Source organism: Desulfosporosinus fructosivorans (genome assembly GCF_004766045.1).
GTDB lineage: Bacteria > Bacillota > Desulfitobacteriia > Desulfitobacteriales > Desulfitobacteriaceae > Desulfosporosinus > Desulfosporosinus fructosivorans.
The window spans coordinates 41,359-65,490 of the sequence record NZ_SPQQ01000017.1; the positions used below are offsets into that span (position 1 = coordinate 41,359).

General features: G+C 40.4%; 25 protein-coding genes and 3 pseudogenes. 9 read left to right on the forward strand and 19 right to left on the reverse strand.

Annotated features, from left to right (window positions below; genetic code table 11):
* Positions 1–444: 444 nt before the first annotated feature.
* Positions 445–657, reverse strand: coding sequence for a helix-turn-helix domain-containing protein (locus E4K67_RS26355; RefSeq protein ID WP_199242657.1), 213 nt, complete (start codon positions 655–657; stop codon positions 445–447).
* Between the two features lie 241 nt (positions 658–898).
* Between E4K67_RS26355 and E4K67_RS26360 the strand changes: the two genes are divergently transcribed.
* The gene (locus E4K67_RS26360; RefSeq protein WP_135552229.1) at positions 899–1,285 is read left to right on the forward strand and encodes a LytR/AlgR family response regulator transcription factor; all 387 of its coding nucleotides are present in this window, start codon (positions 899–901) and stop codon (positions 1,283–1,285) included.
* A 50-nt stretch (positions 1,286–1,335) separates the two neighbouring features.
* Here the strand turns inward: E4K67_RS26360 and E4K67_RS31675 are convergent, their stop codons facing one another.
* Positions 1,336–1,473 carry a DUF4238 domain-containing protein gene (locus E4K67_RS31675; protein WP_158408584.1) on the reverse strand — a complete coding sequence of 46 codons (138 nt, stop codon included), beginning with the start codon at positions 1,471–1,473 and terminating at the stop codon, positions 1,336–1,338.
* 387 nt (positions 1,474–1,860) lie between these two features.
* On the opposite strand from E4K67_RS31675, the gene E4K67_RS30310 reads away from it, so the two are divergent.
* The 3 genes from E4K67_RS30310 to E4K67_RS31220 are packed head-to-tail and all read left to right on the forward strand — an operon-like array spanning position 1,861 to position 3,559.
* Positions 1,861–2,487, forward strand: coding sequence for an HAD-IC family P-type ATPase (locus tag E4K67_RS30310; protein ID WP_206752230.1), 627 nt, complete (start codon positions 1,861–1,863; stop codon positions 2,485–2,487).
* A complete protein-coding gene (locus tag E4K67_RS31215; protein ID WP_199242659.1) occupies positions 2,469–2,981 on the forward strand; it encodes an HAD family hydrolase in 513 nt (170 codons plus the stop codon). Before E4K67_RS30310 ends, E4K67_RS31215 begins: the two co-directional genes overlap by 19 nt.
* 14 nt (positions 2,982–2,995) lie before the next feature.
* Positions 2,996–3,559, forward strand: coding sequence for an HAD-IC family P-type ATPase (locus E4K67_RS31220; protein WP_338031921.1), 564 nt, complete (start codon positions 2,996–2,998; stop codon positions 3,557–3,559).
* 241 nt (positions 3,560–3,800) lie between these two features.
* Here E4K67_RS31220 and E4K67_RS26375 read toward each other — a convergent pair whose 3' ends face one another.
* The 12 genes from E4K67_RS26375 to E4K67_RS26430 all read right to left on the reverse strand — a co-directional run bounded on the left by E4K67_RS26375 (position 3,801) and on the right by E4K67_RS26430 (position 15,399).
* Positions 3,801–3,971 carry a DUF1540 domain-containing protein gene (locus E4K67_RS26375; RefSeq protein ID WP_135552231.1) on the reverse strand — a complete coding sequence of 57 codons (171 nt, stop codon included), beginning with the start codon at positions 3,969–3,971 and terminating at the stop codon, positions 3,801–3,803.
* A gap of 143 nt (positions 3,972–4,114) precedes the next feature.
* A complete protein-coding gene (gene hypF, locus E4K67_RS26380) occupies positions 4,115–6,376 on the reverse strand; it encodes a carbamoyltransferase HypF (protein ID WP_135552232.1) in 2,262 nt (753 codons plus the stop codon).
* A gap of 123 nt (positions 6,377–6,499) precedes the next feature.
* Complete coding sequence (gene hypE / locus E4K67_RS26385) at positions 6,500–7,504, reverse strand: hydrogenase expression/formation protein HypE (RefSeq protein ID WP_135552234.1); 1,005 nt, start codon at positions 7,502–7,504, stop codon at positions 6,500–6,502.
* A 22-nt stretch (positions 7,505–7,526) separates the two neighbouring features.
* Positions 7,527–8,609: a hydrogenase formation protein HypD gene (gene hypD / locus E4K67_RS26390; protein WP_135552236.1), complete on the reverse strand. Its 1,083-nt coding sequence runs from the start codon at positions 8,607–8,609 to the stop codon at positions 7,527–7,529.
* Positions 8,593–8,820: a HypC/HybG/HupF family hydrogenase formation chaperone gene (locus E4K67_RS26395; RefSeq protein WP_135552238.1), complete on the reverse strand. Its 228-nt coding sequence runs from the start codon at positions 8,818–8,820 to the stop codon at positions 8,593–8,595. Before E4K67_RS26395 ends, hypD begins: the two co-directional genes overlap by 17 nt.
* Positions 8,821–8,869: 49 nt before the next feature.
* Entirely contained in the window at positions 8,870–9,538 is a 669-nt protein-coding gene (gene hypB, locus E4K67_RS26400; protein WP_135552239.1) for a hydrogenase nickel incorporation protein HypB, read from the reverse strand.
* A gap of 3 nt (positions 9,539–9,541) precedes the next feature.
* Positions 9,542–9,883 carry a hydrogenase maturation nickel metallochaperone HypA gene (gene hypA, locus E4K67_RS26405; protein ID WP_135552275.1) on the reverse strand — a complete coding sequence of 114 codons (342 nt, stop codon included), beginning with the start codon at positions 9,881–9,883 and terminating at the stop codon, positions 9,542–9,544.
* Positions 9,876–10,358, reverse strand: coding sequence for a HyaD/HybD family hydrogenase maturation endopeptidase (locus E4K67_RS26410; RefSeq protein ID WP_135552241.1), 483 nt, complete (start codon positions 10,356–10,358; stop codon positions 9,876–9,878). Before E4K67_RS26410 ends, hypA begins: the two co-directional genes overlap by 8 nt.
* Positions 10,359–10,360: 2 nt before the next feature.
* Positions 10,361–11,779, reverse strand: coding sequence for a nickel-dependent hydrogenase large subunit (locus tag E4K67_RS26415; RefSeq protein WP_135552243.1), 1,419 nt, complete (start codon positions 11,777–11,779; stop codon positions 10,361–10,363).
* A 33-nt stretch (positions 11,780–11,812) separates the two neighbouring features.
* Complete coding sequence (locus E4K67_RS26420; RefSeq protein WP_135552245.1) at positions 11,813–12,700, reverse strand: hydrogenase small subunit; 888 nt, start codon at positions 12,698–12,700, stop codon at positions 11,813–11,815.
* Between the two features lie 147 nt (positions 12,701–12,847).
* On the reverse strand, positions 12,848–13,375 hold the full coding sequence (locus E4K67_RS26425) for a DUF3793 family protein (RefSeq protein WP_135552247.1): 528 nt from the start codon (positions 13,373–13,375) through the stop codon (positions 12,848–12,850).
* A gap of 1,052 nt (positions 13,376–14,427) precedes the next feature.
* Positions 14,428–15,399 (reverse strand): ABC transporter substrate-binding protein, encoded by a 972-nt coding sequence (locus E4K67_RS26430; RefSeq protein WP_135552249.1) that lies wholly within the window; start codon positions 15,397–15,399, stop codon positions 14,428–14,430.
* A 280-nt stretch (positions 15,400–15,679) separates the two neighbouring features.
* Here E4K67_RS26430 and E4K67_RS26435 point away from each other — a divergent pair, with 280 nt between their 5' ends.
* From E4K67_RS26435 to E4K67_RS26450, 4 genes are read left to right on the forward strand one after another with little or no spacing between them, the layout of a single operon-like run.
* On the forward strand, positions 15,680–16,690 hold the full coding sequence (locus E4K67_RS26435; protein WP_135552251.1) for a FecCD family ABC transporter permease: 1,011 nt from the start codon (positions 15,680–15,682) through the stop codon (positions 16,688–16,690).
* Entirely contained in the window at positions 16,687–17,721 is a 1,035-nt protein-coding gene (locus tag E4K67_RS26440; RefSeq protein ID WP_135552253.1) for a FecCD family ABC transporter permease, read from the forward strand. The genes E4K67_RS26435 and E4K67_RS26440 overlap by 4 nt, the downstream gene beginning before the upstream one ends.
* 12 nt (positions 17,722–17,733) lie before the next feature.
* Positions 17,734–18,534, forward strand: a complete 801-nt coding sequence (locus E4K67_RS26445; RefSeq protein WP_135552255.1) for an ABC transporter ATP-binding protein — start codon at positions 17,734–17,736, stop codon at positions 18,532–18,534.
* A complete protein-coding gene (locus E4K67_RS26450; protein WP_135552257.1) occupies positions 18,535–19,725 on the forward strand; it encodes an MFS transporter in 1,191 nt (396 codons plus the stop codon).
* A 125-nt stretch (positions 19,726–19,850) separates the two neighbouring features.
* Here the strand turns inward: E4K67_RS26450 and E4K67_RS26455 are convergent.
* A pseudogene (locus tag E4K67_RS26455) lies at positions 19,851–20,043 on the reverse strand (IS5/IS1182 family transposase); the annotation flags it as partial.
* A gap of 80 nt (positions 20,044–20,123) precedes the next feature.
* On the opposite strand from E4K67_RS26455, the pseudogene E4K67_RS26460 reads away from it, so the two are divergent.
* Positions 20,124–20,408 (forward strand): annotated as a pseudogene (locus E4K67_RS26460) (YnfA family protein).
* 209 nt (positions 20,409–20,617) lie between these two features.
* On the opposite strand, the pseudogene E4K67_RS26465 reads toward E4K67_RS26460, so the two are convergent.
* From E4K67_RS26465 to E4K67_RS29965, 4 genes and pseudogenes are all read right to left on the reverse strand, one after another.
* A pseudogene (locus tag E4K67_RS26465) lies at positions 20,618–22,503 on the reverse strand (heavy metal translocating P-type ATPase).
* Between the two features lie 28 nt (positions 22,504–22,531).
* Positions 22,532–22,900, reverse strand: coding sequence for a sirohydrochlorin chelatase (locus E4K67_RS26470; RefSeq protein WP_135552259.1), 369 nt, complete (start codon positions 22,898–22,900; stop codon positions 22,532–22,534).
* Between the two features lie 76 nt (positions 22,901–22,976).
* Positions 22,977–23,396, reverse strand: coding sequence for a MarR family winged helix-turn-helix transcriptional regulator (locus E4K67_RS26475; RefSeq protein WP_135552261.1), 420 nt, complete (start codon positions 23,394–23,396; stop codon positions 22,977–22,979).
* A 548-nt stretch (positions 23,397–23,944) separates the two neighbouring features.
* Positions 23,945–24,132 (reverse strand): hypothetical protein (locus E4K67_RS29965; protein ID WP_206752231.1); only part of this gene is annotated, 188 nt, incomplete at its 5' end.

Here is a 24,132-nt window from a genome sequence, read left to right on the forward strand (position 1 = left end):
ATCCGCCTCAGGTTTAGGCGGATCGCCCTCTACGATGGCGGTCGAATGGGCCGCCATCATATAACGGACTCTAGTGGATCAAAACCAATCCGTTAGGGTATATTATCATGTTCTCGCAAAAAATGTATGTTACAAGCCAAGAAGTAAAGAGAAATTGACTAGGGGGATCAAGAAAGGAAACTTGGATGGCGCTAAGAATTAGAGAAGGAATTTTTAGCAACGAGATACAAAAGGGCAGCCCTACGGCCGCCTTTAATACAGGATCAACTATGGTACGTTCAACTCTTTATCAAGTAGCAAATCAAATAGAATGCTGTGCCCCGCGCCTTTCAGGCGGTCTGCCTTCAATTTAACTCCGAAAAGTCTGCCCATACTCTTTTTTAACATGGCTACTCCACCCTAACTATGCCAGAGCATTTTAGCGGGCTGCTGAAAAATGCAAGCTCAGCGATAAGGTCGTTTATTTTCTGTAAACCCGACCAGGTAATCAAGGCTGGTTTTATAAAACTGTGCGAGTTTAATCATGATATTTAGTGGAACATCACGCTCCCCTCGCTCATATTTGGAGTATAAAGATTGATCGCACATTAGGTATTCCGCAACTTGTTGTTGGGTTAGATCATGATCTTCACGAACATCACGTATTTTTAATCGCATCAGCATCACCAAATTAAGTATATCTTAGGACGATAAGTCCTATTGACATATTGGACTATTTGTCCTAAAATTATTCAACAAGAGCCGCCGATGTGATTGCGGAGCTATAGCAGTTACAAAGAGATACTGAACAACTTTATATTGAACGTGCCAGCTTCGAACTGCTGGTGCTGAACAATACGGAAGACGAACGCCCCGTACAATAAAAAGCTTCGTTTTAAATATGTGGAGGAGATGAGCTTTGTTTACTATTGGCATTTGCGATGACAGGCCCTTGTGTCGTCAGTTATTGGAGGCATTCATTCATTTATATGAACAAGAAAAGGGGGTTTTATTTGATATTTACCAATTTGGCAGTGGTGAAGAGCTTCTCGAAGAACTTAATAAGCAGGGGATGATTCTTGACCTTCTTTTTCTTGATAATAGTATGAAAAAGCTGACTGGTCTCGAAACCGCCAAACAAATACGGCAATCCGATTCCATGTCAACATGTAGCATAGTGTTTGTGACATCTGCAGATGATTACCATGAATTTATGCAGGTTCAGCCTTTACAAGTAGTATGCAAGCCCGGTACTCAGGAGCGTATTGCTACTATATTAGACAAGGTTCTGTCCAAAAAAGTGTAATAGTGAATATTTCGGTGTGACAGAGCCGCCGATGGCTCTCGCGGAGCATATTATTCATCCAATAAGGGATTTCTGGAATCAGGGACAAGCAAACTGTAAATATAAATGTTGATACCGTCTTGGCTCCAATTTTTAAGGTAAAACTGCGGAATATAATGATTGTTGTGGGTAGTCTGATTTGATGACAAAATAGCACCTCCGAATTGTATTGATTCTAAGTGCTTGACCAGATTATAAACATTTTATGAAACTTCCCATAATTGTTAAAATGAAGAACTGCAGATTATTAGCCTTATCGGAGGTTCTGGAGGTGTGTAGTAATCACAATAAAGCCAATAGTCGGAATCGAACCGATGACCTACACATTACGAGTGAGTTTAAATATATCCTGAGCTACCCTAGCGAATCCTGAAATGCAGTCATACAGCGGTTTATACTGTTTTTAACTTTAGCCACGTACTGAATCGTACTGCAATTTTTGGATCGGGTTGCAACGGTGGTTGCAACGGTTGCAGTTATTTTTAATTGGTAGATTTCGTGTCGAATGAGTGTCCGGCCCGTGGGATTGTCATGAATTGGGACTTGGTAAGTGTCAAACTATATTAAAGCGTGGAGCTGCTTTTGGTGCAGGGTTCATTGGGCAATGGTTGGAAGCTGCAACTGTGGTTTGGTTGTTTTCTATGGGTAACACCCTGCAAAGTAAAACCATTGATAAGGCGCGAGAATCAATTCGTGACTTAATGAACTTGACACCTCCCGAAGCATGGTTAAAAATTGGCCAAGATTTGAGCCGTGTATCTGTTGAAGATATTTCGATTGGCGATATTATTGTTGTAAAACTGGAAGAAAAAATTCCCATAGATGGCGAAATTATCTCAGGAACTTCAAGTATTAATCAAGCGCCAATTACCGGAGAGTCAATTCCTGTCGACAAAAGTACTGGAGATACCGTATTTGCAGGGACTATCAATGAGAACGGTTCAATCGAAGTCAGAGTTAGCAAGCTGATCGAAGATACTACAATCTCGAAGATTATTCATCTTGTCGAAGAAGCCCAAGAGAAAAAGGCACAAACCCAAGCCATTGTGGATCGTTTTGCCAAGGTTTACACACCTATTGTATTTGTTTTAGCCCTGCTAACCATGGTTATTCCACCTTTGCTTGGTTCAGGCACATGGCATGAGTGGTTTACAAAGCATTAGAGTTACTCGTAATAGCCTGCCCTTGCGCCTTAGTTATATCAACTCCTGTCGCTATCGTATCAGCAATTGGGAACGCGGCCAAAAACGGCATCTTAATTAAAGGAGGTACCTCCTTAGAGGTTGCTGGTACTGTGCAAGTGATTGCTTTTGATAAAAATGGTACTCTAACGGCTGGCAAACCAAAAGTCTCACGAATTATTCCGATAGATGGCTCTGAGCAAGTGATCATAAGTGTTGCTCGAACTATTGAAGAATACTCCCAACATCCAATTGCGCTAGCAATATTAGACTATGCTATTGCTTACAATATTTCCAGTCAGCAAGCAGATTCCTTTAAGGCTATTGTCGGCAAGGGGGCTGAGGCATCTATTAACGGAACGCAATATTATGCTGGTAAACCGAACCTATTTACAGAATTGGGATTAGTTATTAATCCTGATATTCAAAGCCTTTTATTAATGCACAGAATGAAGGTAACACCGTTATCGTTGTAGGAACTCGGGCAAAAATATTAGGTATGATTTTAGTTGCTGATTTTGTACGAGATGTAAGCGTTGGTGCTTTGAACAAGCTAAAGAGTTTGGGTATCGAACAAATCCTTATGCTCACTGGCGACAACGAAGGAACTGCCAGAAAAGTGGCCTCTGAGACTGGAGTTGATCGATACTTCGCTGAATTACTCCCTGCAGACAAAGCAAATATGATTAGAGAGCTTCAAATGCAAGGAAAAGTTATTGCTATGGTTGGTGATGGTATCAATGACGCCCCTGCATTAGCTACAGCTAATATTGGAATAGCTATGGGTGGAGCAGGAACTGATACGGCTATGGAAACCGCAGACATTGTTCTAATGGCAAATATTCTCGAAAAGCTTCCTCACGCAATAAAGTTAAGTAGACAAACGCTCAAGATTATCAAGCAAAATATCTGGTTTTCCCTTCTCGTTAAACTAACTGCCTTAGTGCTAATTTTCCCTGGTTGGCTTACTTTATGGGTTGCAGTCCTTAGTGATACTGGCGCAGCAATAATAGTAATATTAAATAGTATGCGATTAATGAGACTAAGAGCTTAATATTTGGCTTAAGTGACCAACTTCAGAAGATTTATATAGACAAATTAAAAACAGCCGAGTATGAGTCGGCTGTTTTTAATATTAGCAGAAACTTGTACTTTGAGCTTCCAAATCTGCGGTGTGGTTTCCTGCCCCTTGCTGACTTTAGTTTGTGTTTATCTGCGTCTGTTCTAGCGATAGGAATCCTCTTGCGATTAAAATGAAAAAATATTGTTTTGTTTGACTTGATTGACTATTACGCTTAGCCTTCTGGCATAAAAGTTGCGCAATCTGTTTCTTGAGTGCTATGAGCATTTTTAGGTTGAACTTCAATCATCTCTGCTGTACAGTGGTCTCCACTCATATAATAGTGGCAGGTGTTAACAACACATTTAATTCCTTCATTTGGACGATTCATTTTTTGTACTTTCATCGATTCAACCTCCCTATAAAGTATTTATTGACTAGAATATTATTTGCTAAATCTATCAATATATACACTGAGAACGTCAATAAAAAGGTAAATTCTCTTTTGGACAAGAGAATTTGTATTCTGTGTCTCCCCTGCTTTCGTCTTTAATCGTTTCCAATTATTGAATTAGCAATAATTATCTGTCCAATAGCCAAACCACTGTCGTTGGAAGGTAAGTGGGTATGAGTATAAACTTCAAAACCTTCTTTCTTCAGATTTTGTGAGATTTTCTTTAGTAAATAGGGATTTTGAAATACACCCCCACTCAAGGCAACTTCATTGATACCTGTGTCTCTTCTGAGGTAAGTGCACATGCTTACACTCAAATTCACAATAGCATTTTGGAATTTCGAAGCCATAATTTTAGTAGATACCCCATCAAATTTATCTATGATAACTTCTTTGATCATTTTATAAAGTTCTATTATATACATATCCTGTTTTATTATGTTATAAGAATATGCTTCTTGAATTTCGATGTCTGATAAGGCTTCAAGTTCAATGGCTGCCTGGCCTTCATAAGTCACTTTATCTGTGATTCCAATAATATGTGATACCGCATCAAAGAGTCTTCCAATACTTGAGGTTTGAGGACAATTAATATTTGAATCCAAAAATTTAGTAAGCTTTTCGGCAGCTTCACCGTATAGTTCAAATAACCTTCCACAATCTTCTCTAGTCCCTAAGGCTTTATATAGATAAGAAACTGCCATTCTCCAGGGTTCTTTAATGGCCTTTTCTCCTCCAGGCATTTTAACATAATCTAGGTGACCCACTCTGGTAAATTCCTTTCTGTCACAGACCATAAACTCCCCACCCCAAATCTTGCCGTCAGTCCCATAGCCCGTTCCGTCAAAACAAACTCCAATGACCTTTCGTTCTAGATCGTTTTCGAACATGCAACTAACTATGTGAGCATGATGATGCTGCACAGCAATTTTTGGCAAATCATAGTCTAAGGCGTACTTAGTCGACAAATATTCCGGATGCAGATCATGAGCGATTACTTTTGGGGAAAAAGAAAATAACTCTTTATAACGCTCAATATTGTTTTTATAGTGTTCAAAGGTCTCTAAATTCTCTAGGTCCCCATTAAACTGGCTCAAAAACAAAAAACCGTCTTTGCTGATACAAAAGGTATTTTTCATAGTTGGACCACATGCTAAGATATCCCTCATATTTAATGCCTTAAAGGGCTCTGGTGCAAAGCCCCTGGCCCTTCTTATGATCGTTTGTTTCTCCTCCACCACCCTTAAGACAGAGTCATCAATTGGCATATAAATTTCCCGATCATGTGTTAAAAAATAGTCAACAATCCCAGACAGACTCTTTCTAGCAGCGGAGTCTGTGTATTCAATGGGAAGTCCATTCACATTGGCACTCGTCATAATCAGAGTTTCAAGTTTGTCAGAAAATAATAAACTGTGAAGCGGAGTGTAGGGTAGCATTACACCTAGAGTTTTCTGATTAGGAGCAATAACTCTTGGTAAATCATAGGTTTGCTTTTGATCTAAAATAATTATTGGCATGCGGATTCCTGTTAGCAGTTCTTCTTCAAGTTCAGTGACTTTACAATGCTTTTTAATCGTTTCGACGTTTTTCATCATAACAGCAAGCGGTTTGAAGGGTCTTCTTTTCAGAGCTCTTAAGGTTTGGATAGCCGCTTCATTCCCTCCATCACAGACCAGGTTATAGCCCCCTAAACCTTTTATAGCAAATATTTTTCCATCCGCAAGCTTGTTTTGAACAAAACTAATAGGATTCTTTATCTCTAATCTATTGCCTTCATTATCTTCAACCCAAAGCTCTGGACCACAATCTTGACAGGCATTCGGTTGTGCATGGAATCGTCTGTTTGTAGGATCTGAATAATCTCTTGCACACTTCTTACACATTTTAAATTCATTCATGGTGGTTTTTTCTCTGTCATAAGGTAGTGCTTTGATTATCGAAAACCTTGGACCACAATTTGTACAATTGGTAAAAGCATAGCCACTTCTCCTATTTGTCGAGCTTTTAATGTCTTCCTCGCAATCCTTACAAATAGCTATATCTGGTGATATTAAGGTTATTATATCAAATGTTTTTTTGCTTTCTATAATTTCAAAAAAGGAATAGTTTTTGACTATTTCTTCTCTTATCGATATTTTTTCTATTCGGGCAAGTGGCGGTGGATTGTGTTCTATTCTTTGCAGAAATTTGCTGATAGTTTCTTTATGACCCTCAACATCAATGTGAACACCGTCAGAATTATTATGAACGTTTCCTTTTAAATCAAAGGAATTCGCTAGATTATAGACAAAAGGACGAAATCCTACACCTTGTACAATCCCGTTAACCACAATGAAATATCTCTTAATAGTCATAATGCACATCCTTATCAAATAAAGCCACTAAAACCCATCGTTCAATTATGTTATAAAGCCCTCCAACCTAAACCAAGGTGGAGGACTTAAGAATGGTTTGCAGATTTAATCCCATTTACCGCTTTAGCATATCCTAGGAAGTAGAATTCCCGATGGCCTATCCACGAGTCTTTTTCCTCCAACAATGGTGTTCATATATACTTTTTTACCTATTTCATTTGTTACTCTACCGATGATTGCGGCATTCCTACCTAATGGGTGTGTTCTCATGGCCAAAAGCACCTGCTGTGCCTGAGCTTCTGGTACGAAGGCACAGAGCTTTCCTTCATTTGCAATATATAATGGATCAAAGCCTAACATTTCCGCTGCACCTTTTACTTCCTCTTTTATTGGAAGGAGATTTTCTTCGAGTACTATAGATACATTACTAGAGTCACTAATTTCATTAAGAACCGATGCTACTCCCCCTCTTGTAGCGTCCCTGATCACATGAATTCCGTTGTAGACCTCTAACATGCGATCAACTAATGTATTCAAAGAGGCACAATCACTGCTCAAATCTCCCTCAAAACCGAAGTTGTTTCTTTCACATATTATCGTCATACCGTGATCCCCTATTGTACCGTTGACGATTATTACATCGCCTGGCTTAGCATTGGCACAATTTATATTGACATCTTCATAAATGCCCCCAATTCCTGAAGTATTGATATATACCCCATCGACGTTGCCCTTTTCGACAACCTTGGTATCTCCAGCCACGATTTTTACCCCAGAATTCTCCGCCTCTTCTGCCATGGTCTTAACAATAATCTCTAAGTCGGCCATAGAAAAGCCCTCTTCAATAATAAAGGCGCATGTTAAATAAAGTGGTTTTGCTCCGCTTACGGCTAAATCATTGACTGTTCCACAAACCGCTAGTTTACCGATATTTCCTCCCTTAAAGAAAAGCGGATTTACCACAAAAGAATCTGTGGTGAACGCTAGTTTCTTAAAGTCTATGGCTAAGTGAGCTGCATCGTTCATCTGGTTTAATATATCGTTACTGAAATATTTAAAAAATACATCGTTGATTAATTGGTTGGTTTGGGTACCGCCACTTCCGTGACTTAGTGTTATGGCACTCAATTTTACTCCTCCATTTCCCGGGTTATTTGTAATATCTGAAATAAGCCGCACAAGTGCCTTCTGACGATACCATGCAAGATCCAATGGGATTTTCCGGTGTACAAGCTTGCTTAAAAAGGGGACACTGGGTTGGATTTATTTTCCCTTTCAGTATCTCGCCACATCGACATCCCGAGCTGCCATCATACTCTTCATAACTAATTTTAAAATGCTTAAGGGCATCAAACTCTTCGAAATCACAATTAAACTCCAAGCCGCTTTTGGGAACCTTGCCGATTCCTCGCCAATTAGAGTCAACAACATTAAAGGCTTTGTTCATGTACTCTTTAGCTTCAGAATTGCCGGAAGTTCTTACTATTCGTTTATAGTCATTAGCAATACTATAGTCCTTTTTGCCTATTAAACTTATTAAAGTATATAAACCTTGAAGTATGTCTACGGGTTCAAAACCAGTCACTACTCCAGGAATATTAAAATCCTTGCTTAGAAATTCGTAAGGTTCAGTTCCAATAATTGCACTAACATTTCCCGGTAATAAAAAGCCGTCCAAGTTCAACTCTTTATCAGTAACCAGTGCTTCCATAACAGGGGGCACTATTTTATGGGCTGTAAAGAAAAAAAGATTGCTTAGGCCCTTTTCTCTTGCCTCAATAGCCGTTACCGCAGTCATCGGTGCGGTTGTTTCAAAGCCTACTGCCAAAAAAACAATCTTTTTAGTAGGATTGTCCGCAGCAATGGTGAGGCAGTCCATAGGAGAGTACACCAGTCTAATATCCGAACCTTCCGCCTTTTTCTTTAGGAGTGAGCTTTTTCTACCCGGAACTTTCATCATATCCCCAAAGGTTGCTAGAATGACATCCTCTCGACTTGAAAGGTCTAAGGCGGTATCGATATAGCTCTGAGGAGTAACGCAAACAGGACAGCCCGGTCCGGATATAAGCGTCACATTGGCTGGAAGAACGTCTCTAATACCATACCTAAAAATTGCCATAGTATGAGTGCCACAGACTTCCATGATATTAATCTTATCCCCAGAACGATTTTGCAACTTTTCTACTAATAGTCTGGAATAGTCCCTCGATCTAAATTCATCGACAAACTTCACTTTCGGCTAACTCCTTTAATATATCAAGTGTAATTTTCGCCTCTACTTCGTCAATCATTTGAATAGCACACCCTGCATGCGTAAGCACATAATCATCGACGGATACCTCCGGTACTAGATGCAAAAAGACCTTTCTTTTGATATTTCCAACTTCGATAATCCCCATCTGCCCCTTAATGCTTAACACTCTTCCCGGGACGGCAAGACACACACTGATCTCCCCCTTTTTAGTTCGTAAAAGTATTAATCAGATACATGCTTTACAACTGCCTATTAATGTTCACTTGCTGACTTAACCATGAGCATAATTCATCAATACCCTGATCTTGGTCTTTAACACAGGATGTCTCGAAAATAGTCGCTAAGGCATTAAGAGAGTTAATGTCTTTGTAGAACTCGGCTTTATCGAAATTAGTCAGTTCCAATAAATCCATTTTGTTTAAAATAATTGCCCCACTGTTCTCAAACATTCGCGGATATTTCAAGGGTTTGTCATTACCTTCCGTGGTACTCAATACTGTGATCTTTATGTCTTCACCCAGTTCAAAAGCCGCTGGGCAGACTAAATTGCCGACATTTTCTATCACAAGCAAATCCACATTATCCAGGTTTAAAGAATCTAAGGCACCTTTGATCATCTTTCCATCCAAGTGACAAGCTCCCCCAGTGTTGATCTGAACCACTGGGACCCCTTGTGCCTCGATTCTTTCGGCGTCCTTAGTTGTGTACAAGTCCCCTTCAATAACTGCAATTCTAATTCTATCTTTAAGTTTTGAAATGATCTTTTCCAGCAGCGATGTCTTACCAGAACCTGGAGAACTCATCATGTTAATAACATAGATCCCTTTTTCATTGAGCAATCGTTTATTTAGAGAGGTTATCTCCTCATTTGTATGGAGGATGTTGGCAACTACCTTAATCTCACTCATCGTTTAGTCTCCTTCAATGGTATTGATATAAAGCTCATACCCACGAATAATGTTCGTACAGAACTTGTTACAGCTGGGACATAGCTTGCTAAAATGTTCTATTGGAAATTCTAGATTACAATTCTTGCACTCACCTAATGCGCTTACGATTTCTATGTTCAATGTGGACTCTTCCAGCATCGTACCTTTGATACAGCTATCGAAAGCAAACTCTAAGGATTCAGGCATGACACCGGATAGCTCTCCTATTCTTAAAGAAACTTTATTAATTTTTGTTAGATTATTTTCAAGGGCTTGCTTGGTGACAATTTCAATTACGCTTTGGATAATAGAAATTTCATGCATTAGTTTCACCTAAGACTACTTTGACATCTAAGAGTAGCTCTTTCTTAATATTCGCAATCACTTCAGGTATTTTGGCATACATCAAGTCCGTCATTTCTAAATTAACCGAGATTGTTTTCGGTTCTATACCAAAGATAACAACCTCAGGATATTGACCCATCATATTTGCCATTTTCACAACATCCAAGATCTGAACATCATGAATAGAAAGGTCTTCTTTTTGATAATTCTTAATATCTTCCGGTTTTATTTTATAGATAGTGCCTGGTTTCAAGCCTGCTCTCAAACAATCGACCACAATGACCTTTCTATAGTCCAAAAAGTAGCCAAGTGTATCTAGGGTGGAAGTACCTCCATCGACTAACTCAATCGTCGATGGAAGGGTTTCATTTTCAAGGTGTGTTATGACATGAACTCCCACGCCATCATCCTGTAGGAGAATGTTACCAATTCCAATGATGACCGTGTCCTTCATCGCTAAACTCCTAAGGGTTGTACCACAAAGTTGGACATTTCCAGTCCCTCAGGCGACATCACATGAACGGAGCATCCTGTGCAGGGATCGAAGGAGTGAACGATTCTTAAAAGCTCGACGGGTTGCGCAGTATTTACAACCTTCGTTCCAATTAAAGCCTTTTCCATCGGCCCTACAATGCCAGCATCATCCATAGGTGAAGCGTTCCAGCAAGTTGGAGTAACGATTTGGTATTTCGTAATTTTTGAACTTGCAACCGATAACCAGTGACCGAGTGCTCCTCTGGGTGCCTCAGTTAACCCTATTCCAGAGCCAGAAGCAGGAGTTCCTAAATTAGTAAACTGATTTTGACCGACAACCACTTGATTCAACCAGGTTTGCATATTCCCCGCAATTTTATTCGTTTCTGTGTAGCGCGCTAAGTGCCTGTCCATGACAGAAACATCGCGACGATACTCTCCCGAGAGCCATGTTCTTGCTATGCTACCCGCTTCATAAGCAGCTCCATTATATCTCGGTGCCTTTAACCAAGTGTAAGCACCTGCTTTACCAAAGCTTGGAGTCGTAGTCTCTGAGGCCGGATTAGAGCCTGATGGTGAAGAATACCAAGAATGTCCCACATATTCTTTGATATTTGTCTGTGTAAAGCTCCCGATCGTGCCATTAGTTACCGTTCCTGCCGGATATAGCTTATTCCCAGACGTATTTGTATCAAAGACCCCAAAGGATATCAAATTACCATACCCTTTGCCTACCGTATAATAGTCGCTATAAGTTGACGCTAATTTGTTGACGTCAGTTGCATACGTAGTTTGGATGAACGTAGTAATAGTATTTAAATAATTGCGGAAGTTTGTAATGTCTGTCGCGGACGGGATTGCGGTAACTCCACCAGGAACTACGTTGCCGACATGGGGAAGCTTTCCGCCAAAGATGGCTCCCATTTCATGTGCTTGTCTTCTTATGGATAATGCTGCGACATAGTTATTAATCAAGACTTGACTGTCGGTCGCATTAAATCTGAAATCCTGCGTATATCCAGGCGTCCACGGGTGCATTTGTGGGCCTTGAACATAGTCCATTAATGCTAGTTGGTAAAAGTGCAAAACATTACTAGAGATGAAGTTAGCACCCTGAATCAAGTTTCTTAATAATAAGCTCTGAAGACTTGGCGTAAACCCTGCGGCTTGTTCAGTAGCCTTTGCGGAAGCAATAGCGTGAGAAACTGGGCAAACTCCACAAATTCGTTGGGTTAGAAACGATGCATCCTTCGGACCCCTTCCGATCAGCATATTTTCAAAATCCCTATATAAGTTACCCGTTGCCTGAGCAGCGGTTACAACATTATTGGCATCAAGGGTTACCGAAACTTTCAAATGTCCTTCGAGTCGAGTAATCGGATCTAATACTATTGTACTCAATTGATTTCATCCCTTCCCTTAATAAATTACTCATTATACCTTACATAGAGGATTCGCTGGGAAATCAGGATTCGCACATCCTATACAAGGATAGTTAACCCCAATGCACCATGCTTGTCCATTATTCCATTTCATTGAAGGGCATACATTTTGAGTACCAGGTCCTTTACAGCCTACGTTTTTATAACACCCATATTGCCCCAGTTGTTTTACAACAGTGGTTCCTTTTCGCGGACACATACTATGGATCTTTGTTCCAAAATAGTTACTTGGTCGGTTAGACCTATCAAGTGAAGGCATGCCAATGAGAATTAAATCTAAAAGTGTTTGAATTAGAACCGTTGGATGAACCGGGCATCCAGGTAGATTAACCACAGGGTTTACAGTCCTTCCACTAAGTATAGAGCTGGCGGTTAGACAACCCGTTGCATTGGCTCCTGCAGCCGAAACCCCTCCAAAGGAAGCACAAGTTCCTGCTGCAACCACATATTTTGCCATTGGTCCATACTTCAAGACAGCTTGTTCCATGGTTAAGTGAGTTCCATCAACTTCTCCAATGACACAATAGTTTCCATTGGCACCAGTTGGCACTGCACCCTCAATCACTAGAATAAACTGCCCCTTATATTGAGTTGCACTTTGGTCTAAGGTTTGCATTGCTAGGTCACCAGAAGCGGTCATCAGGGTGCTGTTATACTTCATACTGATTTTGTTTAAGAGAACATTGTCAATAGTAGTGGGATTAGTAACATTTAACGTCGATACTGTACAACCTGAGCACCCTGATCCTTGAAGCCAAATAATCGGTGGATCTGTTTCAGCTGCAAGAACATTGCTAACACTACCAAGACTGACTTCTAAACCTAGGGCTACTGCCGCTGCGACGGACCATTTTAGAAATTCTCTTCTGCTAATTTGCATAATGTCCCTCCTTAATCTATGGAAACCTATATATCTACTTAATTTATTAGTGCGACTTAAGTATTAATATGATAATCATTCTCAATATGTGTGTTAAAAAATTACTCCTCTCATTCAGGAGCACTACAGATCTTTCCCGTTCCATACTTAATGGTAGTTAGCCAGCGGGTAAATAAGTTCTCGTACTTTTGTCCTGGCTTGTAAAAAGCTCTCGTACCTCTTATTAGACAACTTTTCACTACCATATATTTTCCATCCATTTATCTTAATCAGTTTCAATGAAGGATGGCCTATATATCCTAGTACGTCTTTAAATGGATAGCCAAGGCCTCTAAGAAATCTTAAGTTTGTTTTGTTGCAAAGTGTATTTTCTAGAGAAGTGGAATGATAAAACAAAACTTGTACTCTTCCATTCTGTTTCTTTATTTCTCTTAACTTGATGTTTTTATCTCGCGAAAAGTAGATTTTTAATTCTTCCAAAGCTAAGTTTTTTCTTTCACCTTCGCTTATAGGAATCTTGAGCAATTCAGCTGGTTTTACGCCCACCATGGTAGCGCCAATAAGGTCCAATAAGCGAATTAGATAGCCATCATAGTAAAGGTTTTTGTGAAGCCAATCACATATTTCACTCAGTTGTTCATATATTACCTTGTCCTCCAGTATTGAAGTTTCCATTACACCTTCCCCCTCTTCCGATTTAAACAGGACCCTTTAGTTCTGTATGATTATTAATGATATGTATTTTGATAACTTAATAAGCTCTCTCTTTTTAAGGATTCTAAATACTCAACTAAATGTTAAATTTATCATTTTACATTATTCCTATTTGATAACTGTTAACCAAGCCTTTTCTGATAGAAAACTAGTTATAGTTTCTACTATATTAATGCAATTGATATTCAATATCACCTATGTAAAACGTATGTTAGCATTAATATTTTGTTTAGTCAATGGTAATTTTAAACTGTGTTGATTGTCCGTTTTCAAGCTTAGTAACGGCTCCGGAATATCAGTTCTGGAGTCGTTACTCACCGTTCCGCTCAGGTTTCAGGTACCCCTCGTTTCTATTAACTCGACATTTCTTGTCATGAGTTAAAACACGAACCAGGATGGATCATTTGGGTATCTAATTTAATTGCCATACTAATGTCAATTCGGTACAATTGTGAAGTGGCTACCATTTGGTATTTGAATTAGCCGATATTAAAAGCTGGGATCTCAATAATATCTCCAAGTAATAAATCTTGGTCCAAAAGTAAATCCGGATGCCTTCAGAAAAGGCTTCCGGATTTAAAATGAAACCGCAAATAAATTCATAGGTTCAGTCACAAAGATTAATTAAACGACTTAGTCGAATGATCACCTTTTGGGCGGGTGAGAGGTTATTGCATAATAATGTAGCAGTAATTTCCTTCCAAGTGAATTCTATTCTTTCAGTTTTCACAGCAAAGAAGGTCAACTGACGTGGTTGTCCTTTCATGGATTATGGGAGGTTTACTCTTTCCATCAACCACGCCCATCTTGTGGACTGGTGTGCTTGAAATATCTACTCTAGTTATTAACTATATGATTACAAAACGGGTCCAATAATGTTCCCCTGTCTAGAGGTAGCCTACATCAATATCCTAATTCTTTGCGTAACAGAAAGCAGCGGGGTTACCAATACAGTTCAGAAGCATTCAAAAGACCAGAACAAAGCACAAATAGCTTAGTTCCGGTCTTTATTACTATTTTGTTAAGAAGAACTTGCCTAAATCATCTAGTAAAAGATTTGCTGCAATAACGCCACCCGCAGTGTTCCAGATATCATCATCGACTTTATAGGTTTTATTGCTTTTTACTACGCTGAGGTTTTTCCAAAGAGGGTCATTAGTCCACTCTTGCTCAGCCTTGTTGGCATCTCCGTTACCGGTTTCATAGGTGAAGTAAAAGAGGATATCCCCGTCCATTTCAGGAATACGCTCTTTGGTTACATCATCAGCAAAAGCATCTTTAGTTTGGGATTGAGGTCGTGCAAATCCAAGCTCTTTCAAGATGATACCGGAGAAGGTTTGTGAATAATAGATTCTTGTTTTACCCGACATAAAACGAACGATCGAAACTTGAGTAGAGAGTTTGTCTCCTGCTTGTTTTTTGAAGTCCGCGATGCGCTTGTTAAAATCGCCGATGACTTTTTGTCCTTCAGTCGATTTATTTAAAGCGTCCGCATAAACCGTGAAGTTATTCTTCCACTCGCCACGAAGTGTTTCTGTAAAGACGGTCGGAGCAATGGCTGAAAGTTGGGTATAAATCTTTTCCTGACGCATTTTGTTCCCGAGAATGAGATCGGGTTTTAAGGCAGCGATTGCTTCAAGGTTCGGTTGGCCTTCGTCTCCAACGACTTGGACTCCTTCCATATCGTTCTTGATATGTTCGTACCAGGGATTTCCGGTCCAAGATTTGACCGCACCGACGGGTTTAATGCCGAGGGTAAGAAGGGCTTCAGTTCCTTCATTGGTTAGAACGACGACTCTTTTCGGTGTAGTAGGTACTGTTGATTCTCCCATAATATGCTTAACAATTCGAGTTTCAGGGGTCTTCGCTGAATCCGCTGTGCCTGATGAAGCTGTGGAAGTTCCGCATCCTGTTAAAGCCAGGAAGGTAACAATTACAAGAATTAAACTCAATAATCTTCTTTTCTGGTAAGTACGTCGTAGCATTGTGCATCCTCCTAATTGAAAATAGTTATCATTTATGAGATAGATCGTAACAAGGAAAATAGAAGTTGTCAAGATGGAAACAGAGAAATACTCAAAAAACTGAAGAATAAAGTCCGGAAAATCAAGGGTGAACGGATAAAAAAGATTATTTCCCAAACCATCACTTGAAGAGAAAACCGATTGCAAATGATTATCATTGACATAATAATGCGTGTTCCATTATGATGAGATCATAAATTAGATTGTAATCCATGTTCTTGGGGAGAAAGGAAAATCAGATATGAACGCGCGGTTAACAAATACGGCCTTGAAGCTTAGCGGCATCTTTATTCTATTTCTTGTGATGGTGCTCCTTATATATTTGAGTGTAGTCTATGGTGTAATTAACACGAACTGGCGGCATGCCATTGAAGCATATACCCAATTCAATGGGACAAATGAACATATCGCCATCAGGGATGTTCGGGTACCTCGTGCTTTAGTGGCTACAGTTGTGGGTGCGAATTTGGGAGTTGCGGGGGCGTTACTTCAGGCACTCACTAAAAACCCTGTTGCCGATACGGGAATACTTGGAATTAACTACGGGGCATCTTTCTTTATCGTCTTTGCTTTGACGTTTTTCTCCGTGAATTCGATTATGGCTTTCACGTGGATTGCTTTTCTCGGCGCCGCGCTGAGTGGACTTGCGGTGTACGGATTAGGATCACTGGGTCGGGGAGGGATGACACCGATTAAACTCACTTTGGCAGGAGCTGCGTTGGGTGCGCTTGCCTCCTCGTATACCAACGGAATGTTGGTCGTCAATGAAAAGGTTTTGGATGAAGTGTTATTCTGGCTTTCTGGTAGCGTCGCAGGGAGAAGTCTCGATATGCTTATGGCCGTAATGCCTTTCGTGCTTGTAGGATGGGTTGGTTCTCTCCTGATCGCTGGTCAGGTGAATACACTATTACTAGGTGAAGATGTGGCACGCGGGCTTGGTCAGAGAACAGTTTTTGTTAAGTTAGCGATAGGGTTAATCATCATTATTCTGGCTGGCAGTTCGGTAGGGGTAGCGGGCCCTATTGCGTTTGTCGGTCTGATCACGCCTCATTTAGCCCGTTATCTCGTCGGAATTGATTTTCGCTGGGTGATCCTTTACAGCGCGTTACTGGGCTCTGTATTTTTGCTTGGTGCCGATATCGCCGCTCGTTTTATCGCGATGCCAAGAGAACTACCGATTGGGGTCGTCACTGCCTTTCTGGGGGCACCATTTTTCATCTACGTTGTACGGAAAGGAGAACTTAGAGCATGAGCATGTACTTAGCCTTTCGTGGAAGTAAACTCCCCATCTCTGTTCTCCTGAAAAAAAGGAGTTTATGGATTACTCTTTCATTACTTGCCGTGACCTTTGCTTTTTTTGTTCTAAGCATAGGGGCAGGAGAGTTGAAAATTCACCCACTTGATGTGCTGAAGACGCTTGTGGGGCTCGGCTCTGGGCAACACGAGTTAATTATACTTACGTTCCGTTTACCTCGAATTGTTGCCACGCTGCTTATTGGCGCATCCCTAGCGGTATCAGGCGCAATCCTGCAAGGTATTATCCGAAATCCTCTAGCTTCCCCGGATTTACTCGGGGTCACTGGAGGAGCTTCCGTGGCAGCCGTCCTATTTATTACCTTGTTTCAAGGAATAAGCATTCAATGGATGCCTGTAGCAGCATTTATCGGTGCAGGGGTTGCGATGTTTATAATTTATAAACTCGCTTGGAAGCAGGGGGTTAGCCCGATGCGGCTTGTCTTAATCGGAGTAGGGATTAGCGAAGTTCTCTCAGCTTTGACCAGAATGCTTATCGTTATGAGTCCAATACATCTGACGAGTAAAGCGATGATCTGGCTCACCGGAACAGTTTACGGGACAACGTGGAATAATGTACTGGCTCTTTTACCATGGTTATTAGCCATACTTGTTGCATTAGTGTATGGAAGAAGTGTTAACATCCAGCAACTCGGAGAAGATATCGCAACGGGAGCAGGGAGTTCAACTCAGCGGGATCGATTGATTTTACTCTTGATTTCTACAGCATTGGCTGGATCAGCTGTGGCGATCGGTGGAGCAGTTGGCTTTGTCGGATTGCTCGCTCCTCACATTGCTCGGAAGTTGGTGGGTTCTGCTTTTGGAGAAGTTTTGCCAGTAGCGGCCTTAGTCGGGGGATTGATGGTTATGATTGCGGATCTGATCGGAAGAACGGCCTTTTCTCCTCTGGATTTGCCCGTTGGGATTTTCACAGCGGGGATTGGTGCTCCGTATTTTATTTACCTACTCTACAAAAATCGAAACCAATAAGGAGGCGGCCGTATGCCTGCATTAGAGACGAGCAATCTAACCTTGGCTTATAACGAGAACATCATCATTAATCAACTAAACCTTCAAATCCCGAAAGGGAAAATTACCGTATTTATTGGGAGTAATGGCTGCGGAAAATCTACGCTGCTGAGGTCCATGGCCCGACTTCTCAGACCGAAGGATGGGGTAATCCTACTTGAGGCAAAGGATATGTTGGCTCAATCGACTAAGGAAGTGGCGAAGAAGCTTGCCATTTTGCCGCAGTCTCCAGTAGCGCCAGAAGGCTTAACTGTTCTCCAGTTGGTTAAGCAAGGACGGTTTCCCTATCAAAACTGGCTTCGCCAGTGGTCTGAGCAGGATGAGCATGCCGTAATCCAAGCGCTGGAATTAACAAATACCCGAGACTTTGCTGAAAAACAAGTGGAGATGCTCTCAGGTGGACAACGTCAAAGAGCGTGGATTGCCATGGTACTTGCCCAAGAAACCGAAATGATTTTGCTGGATGAGCCAACGACTTATCTCGATCTGAGTCATCAAATTGAGGTTTTAGATATCTTGTACGATCTAAACAAAAAGGAACAGCGAACCATTGTCATGGTTTTGCATGACCTAAACTTAGCCTGTCGTTATGCAGATCATCTCGTTGCGGTTCATAATAAAACTGTTTTTTCGCAAGGGAAACCGAAAGAGGTTCTGACGGAGGAGATGGTTCGAACGGTTTTCAATATGGAGAGTCGAATTATCAATGACCCGATTTATGGAACCCCAATGTGTATCCCAATCAGTAGGACTCAGAAACCGGAAGTGAGTTGATTGAAGCCATTTGCACTTTGTTATAACAATTTTCGGGTGTATGCCATAGGGAGTTTAATTACCCGAGTCGGGGATTGGATGGACCTTGTGGCTTTGAATTGGGCGGTTCTGCAATTAACGGGATCTGCTTTTTATCTCGGACTAATCAGTGCTTGCCGGCTTCTACCCGTCTTTACAATGAGTGTTCCAGCAGGGGCTTTGGCTGATCGTTATAATAAGAGAAAACTTTTACTCCGTTTAGAAACGGGATATATGTTTTTCACCATAACCTTGGCGCTGCTGCTCATGTACAGTGGCCCTTTTTGGTTATTTGCTTTGATTGTCACTTTGCGCTCAGTATTCAGTACGATGGGCTTAACGGTTCGTAATGCTTTTATTCCGAGTCTTGTCCCCCCAGTTGCCCTTGCAAGTGCAATCGCTTTAAATGCAACATTTGCCAATCTTTCGGGGATTGTTGGCCCGGCTTTGGCGGGTTTTCTATTAACTTTTGTTGAGCCGGTGAGCATCTTCCGGATCTCAGCCATAACAAGTCTAGCGGTTATAGGTTCACTATTTTGGGTTAGGCCAATGGCGACGTTACCCGAACAAAAATGTCATGAGAATACGGGTATTATGGAAGCGATAAACTTCATACGTTCCAATTCGGTTGTCAAATCGCTTTTGATACTGGCGATTGTGCCGATGCTTTTTGGATTTCCATATACCAGTATGATGCCGATTTTTAGTAAAGAATTGTTGAAAGTTGGGCCAGATGGACTCGGTATTTTACTCGGAGCATCGGGAGCGGGAGCGCTTACTGCATCCGCTAGCCTATCTTGGTTAAACGTTAAGAACAATCATGGCAAAATTCTTGTGGTTTCTAGCATAGGATTCGGGATTGGCTTAGTTTTGTTTGCTTTGACGCGACGGATGGAGCTCGCCTTAATGGCCATGTATGGGGTGGGACTTTTGGGGCAGACATACCGTACCATGAGTCGAATTACCTTACAACACGCTGTGCCGGACCATTTAATAGGAAGAGTCTTGGGTATCGCTTTGATGGACCGCGGGTTCATTGCCATTGGAGCGATATTCGTTGGATGGCTAGCTAGTTATGCAGGAAGCTTTGTGGCTGCACTGTTTATGGGATTAGGTTGCGCCTTGATTACTCTGATTATTGTTTTGCTTAATCGTAATATCTTAAGGCTCTAAGTTGGATTTCTGTAACCGAAGATTAAAGAGAATATCAATTATGCCGCAAGGTCCAGCTACGGAAGCACTTCAGGAAATCAGGGACACGATAATAGCGTTAAGCCTTCAAATAAAATGATGGGATAAGCAACGGTAAATCCACAGTCAAAGCGAAACTCTAGGTTGTGCTTAAGCCTCTTGCACAAATCCTTGATTGTAGGAATTCTTTCAATAATAATAGATCATAGCGGAGTAATTCAGTCGAGTAGGGGCCCCATGTAAAGCCTTTTTGGAAAAAACTTGTGACAAGGAAGTTATATCTATGGGTTCAAGAATAAGATTCTCTTGGATGTTGAAAGGCGATTTCAATGGAAATTATTAAATCTCTATTTTATTTTTTATAAGCAGGAGTATTTGAAATAGGTGGTGGTTATTTAGTTTGGCTGTGGCTACGTGGAGGAAAAAGCATTTGGTTTGGATTATTTGGTGCTATTGCTCTAATTTTGTATGGTGTTATCCTAACTTTACAGCCAGCATACGCTAATTTTGGGCGAGTTTATGCTACCTATGGAGGTATTTTTATAGTGCTTTCGATTTTATGGGGATGGCAAGTTGATTAGGTAGTTCCAGATAGATTTGACGTAATCGGAGGATTTATTGCATTAATTGGCGTTATAATTATTATGTATTATCCGAGAGGGTAATGAACATTCTTCTTATGTAGCGCAATAAGAATGATGTGTACTAACATTACAACAAAAGAGCATCTATAATGACTTCGATTTAGCGTTTAAGGGTACACTTTTTATTTCGTAATTTCTTCAGCTAAAGAATAGATTGCTTTTATTAATTTTAATGTTGTTTCGTCAGTCTTATTTATACAGGATACTGTAGGTGTATCTTCTATGCTGTATCAAACGGACTTACCTAATAGCAATTTACTTTTAAAATTCAATAGCCTTGCAGAGTTTAAAACAACTACAACTGAACCCACATTGTGCACTAAGGCACCTAATATCGGGTTTAAAATACCTGTCATCGCTAGTATAATCGCCACAAAATTAAGAATCAAAGAAAGTGCTAAATTCAGCTTAATTGTTGACATTGTCTTTTGAGATAGACTTAATAGGTGTGGAATACATTTAATGTCATCACTGATAAGGGCAATGTCTGCTGCATCAATAGCAATATCACTACCAATACCACCCATAGCAATACCGACATATGCCTTTTTAAGGGCGGGTGCATCATTAATACCATCACCAACCATGCAAACTAACTCATTTTTAACTGATATTGCTCAATTGCACACATTTTATCTTCTGGCAAACATTCCGAATAAAAACTAGTAATACCAACACTCTTGGCAATATGAGAAGCTGCTTGTGGGTTATCTCCAGTTAGTAATACACTTTTTACATTGAGAGCTTTAATCTTCCTAATTACATCGGCTGATTCTTTGCGTAATGTATCAGATAAAGCAACAAAACCTGCCTCACATCCATTTATAGCAATATAGATAACTGTGCACCCTTCATTTCTGTATCCAGTAACCTTGTCTAACAGTTCTTGAGATATAACTACTGAGTTTTCAAGTAGTAATTCTTTATTTCCTGCCAAAATTGTATTACCTGAAATAACTGCTTTCACACCACGACCTGCAATCATTAGAAATTCTTCTGGCTCTTCTAAAGTCGTATCTGACAAAGTTCTAAAATGCGAAACAATAGCCTGTCCTAATGGATGCTCGGAACGTAATTCAGCAGAAACTGCCAGTTTTAATAATTTTTCTGAACTTATATTTGCATTTAAGCTTTCTACTGCTACAACAGTTGGTTTACCATAAGTAAGTGTGCCAGTTTTATCAAAGGCGATTCTAGTCACTTTTGCTAGTCTTTCAAGAGCATCCCCTTCACGGACAAGAATTCCATATTTGGTAGCGTTTCCAATACCAGCCATAATGGCGGTAGGGGTTGCAAGTACTAAAGCACATGGGCAGAACACAACAAGAATGGTAACTGAACGAATTATCTCTCCCGTAACAAACCATGTACCAATTGCAGATACGAGAGCAATCACAACTATCCAAGTAGCCCATCTATCTGCCATACCTACAATTTTAGCTTTGCTTGCATCAGCAGACTCTACGAGTCTAATCATTCTCTGTAGTGAACTATCCTCTCCAACTTTAGTAGCTTTCATATCAAATGTTCCGAACTGGTTTACCGTACCGCTAGAAACCTCATCACCAACACCTTTGTCAACTGGCAGCGATTCACCTGTCATTACCGATTGATTAATAGAGGTTTGTCCAGAAATAATCACTCCATCAACAGTAATGGTTTCACCTGCAAGCACACGGAGCATATCGCCAATCTGAACTTGCTCGGCAGGAATTATAGTTTCTACTCCATTACGAACAATTCTAGCAGTGTGAGGGGTAAGATGTACCAATTTTTCAATACCAGCACGAGCCTTTGCAACAGTACGTTCCTCTAATAACGCACCTAAAGTCATAATGAAGGCAACCTCGCCCGCTGCAAAAATTTCACCAATCAATACAGCAGCAACAAGTGCAAGTGCAACCAAAACGTCTGCTTTAATATCAAATTCATGTACAAGCCCTTCAATTGCACCTTTAACGATAGGAACACCACACAAAATAATCGCTAACCAGGCGAGATCAATCTTTAAATTTCCAATATGAAAAAAGCTAATAATTAATGATAAGGCGGATATTACTAGAAATAGTATGATTCGTTTTTCTTCATTTTTGAACAACTCAATTAATCTTTTCATTTCATCTTTTACCCCATCCTTGTTCTATTCATGTCCCAATGGTCTCCTTAATACGTGAGCATGCCAAATTCGCTATGATATCATCTGCTCCTAGTTCTTTGGCAACTATAATTTCGATTTGGGGGAATTGTGCCTTAATGTCCTTAATTGTTTCATGAATTTCTGTACTCACATACGTCCCAAGAAATAAGAACAAGGGCATGATGATGATGCGTTTAGTCCCACTTAAAATTTTTTCAATAACAACACTTGGCAATTCTGGTGTACCATGAGACATGAAAGCGGGTGTGACAGTCCTACCAAGAATGTGGGCAACCTTATTTGCCACTTCGATAAGTTCATAATTCGCCTCAGGTCTTCGGCTGCCATGTCCAAGTATGATTATTTCCGTTTGCATTAACTCTTCCTCCAGCCCTCTATCCTGAATCCATTGAGCCATTAATAGATGTAGTTATAATCAAATTTCCTATATTCTAAAAAGTTTCAACGTTGATCTTTTTCAAAGTGTGCAAAAATTGCTTGATTTCATCGTCACTCAAAGTGGAAGTCATCTGCTCTGTCAGGCGTAAATGGTAGTCATGATGTTCCTCAAAGGCTTTCCTTCCTATATCCGTTAAACTGATGAGATTAACGCGTCGATCTTCTTTCGTCGATTCTCGACAGGCAAAATTCTTCTTTTCTAAGCGATCCACGGTTACTGTCGTTGTTCCTGTCGTGACCCCCAGCTTCTGAGCCAAACCCTTCATATTCATTTTTTCATTTTCACCAAGGACTTCTAAAGCATGGGCTTCAGAAACCGTTACCTCGCTGGATCGCACGATTGAATTTTCCCACGAAGAAAATCCATTGAAAAACGTCAAGAGTTCATGGGTCAACTCTTCATTGATACTCATTAAAACTCCTCCTCCCAAAATAGTATGTAGTTCAAAATGTTTTAATTTGATATCGTTTGATATTCAAAATTTATGATAGCAAAAATAATCTTTCCTGACAAGGGGGGGTAGAGAAGATTATTGAGACTTGTATTCACTCGTCTTCGTGGGTAATTCTGAGTAACGAATCTTTCGGTGCTGTCGTTGGAAAAACATAAAATTTAGATTAGGTCTTTCAAAACCACGCTGAGTCTAACGCGTCGAACAGTTAGTCTTAAAGAGCATTTACCATATCCAGAACGTCAACAACGGATGCTGTCCCACTATGAGTAATAGAACATAATTTCCAAAATTTTTAACTTCCAGTTTTATACACACCACACCAAATTAGCCATTAGTTACTTATCCACGAACAATGGAGAGGAACAGCTATACCTCTCTACATTGATAGGTTTTCTAAGCCCATAGACCTTCCACGTCTTTCTTTAATTCCCACCTGCGGTCTCGAAAACAATCCATGAAATACAAAAATCCAGAGAGTGTCGATTATGAGGACCTCTCCATAATCGTTACACTTTTGCTTCGATTCTCCTGGAAGAAGCAAGGATCTGAGAGTCATTCAGGAATAACTCAGTCACACTGACATACGGACAACTAAAATCTATACTCCAGTCTAAATGAATATTACGGTCTTTGAGGGCCATCATTCCGGTTGTCACTGAGCCATGTCTCTGTAAAAAGAGAGCAACCCCTCCGG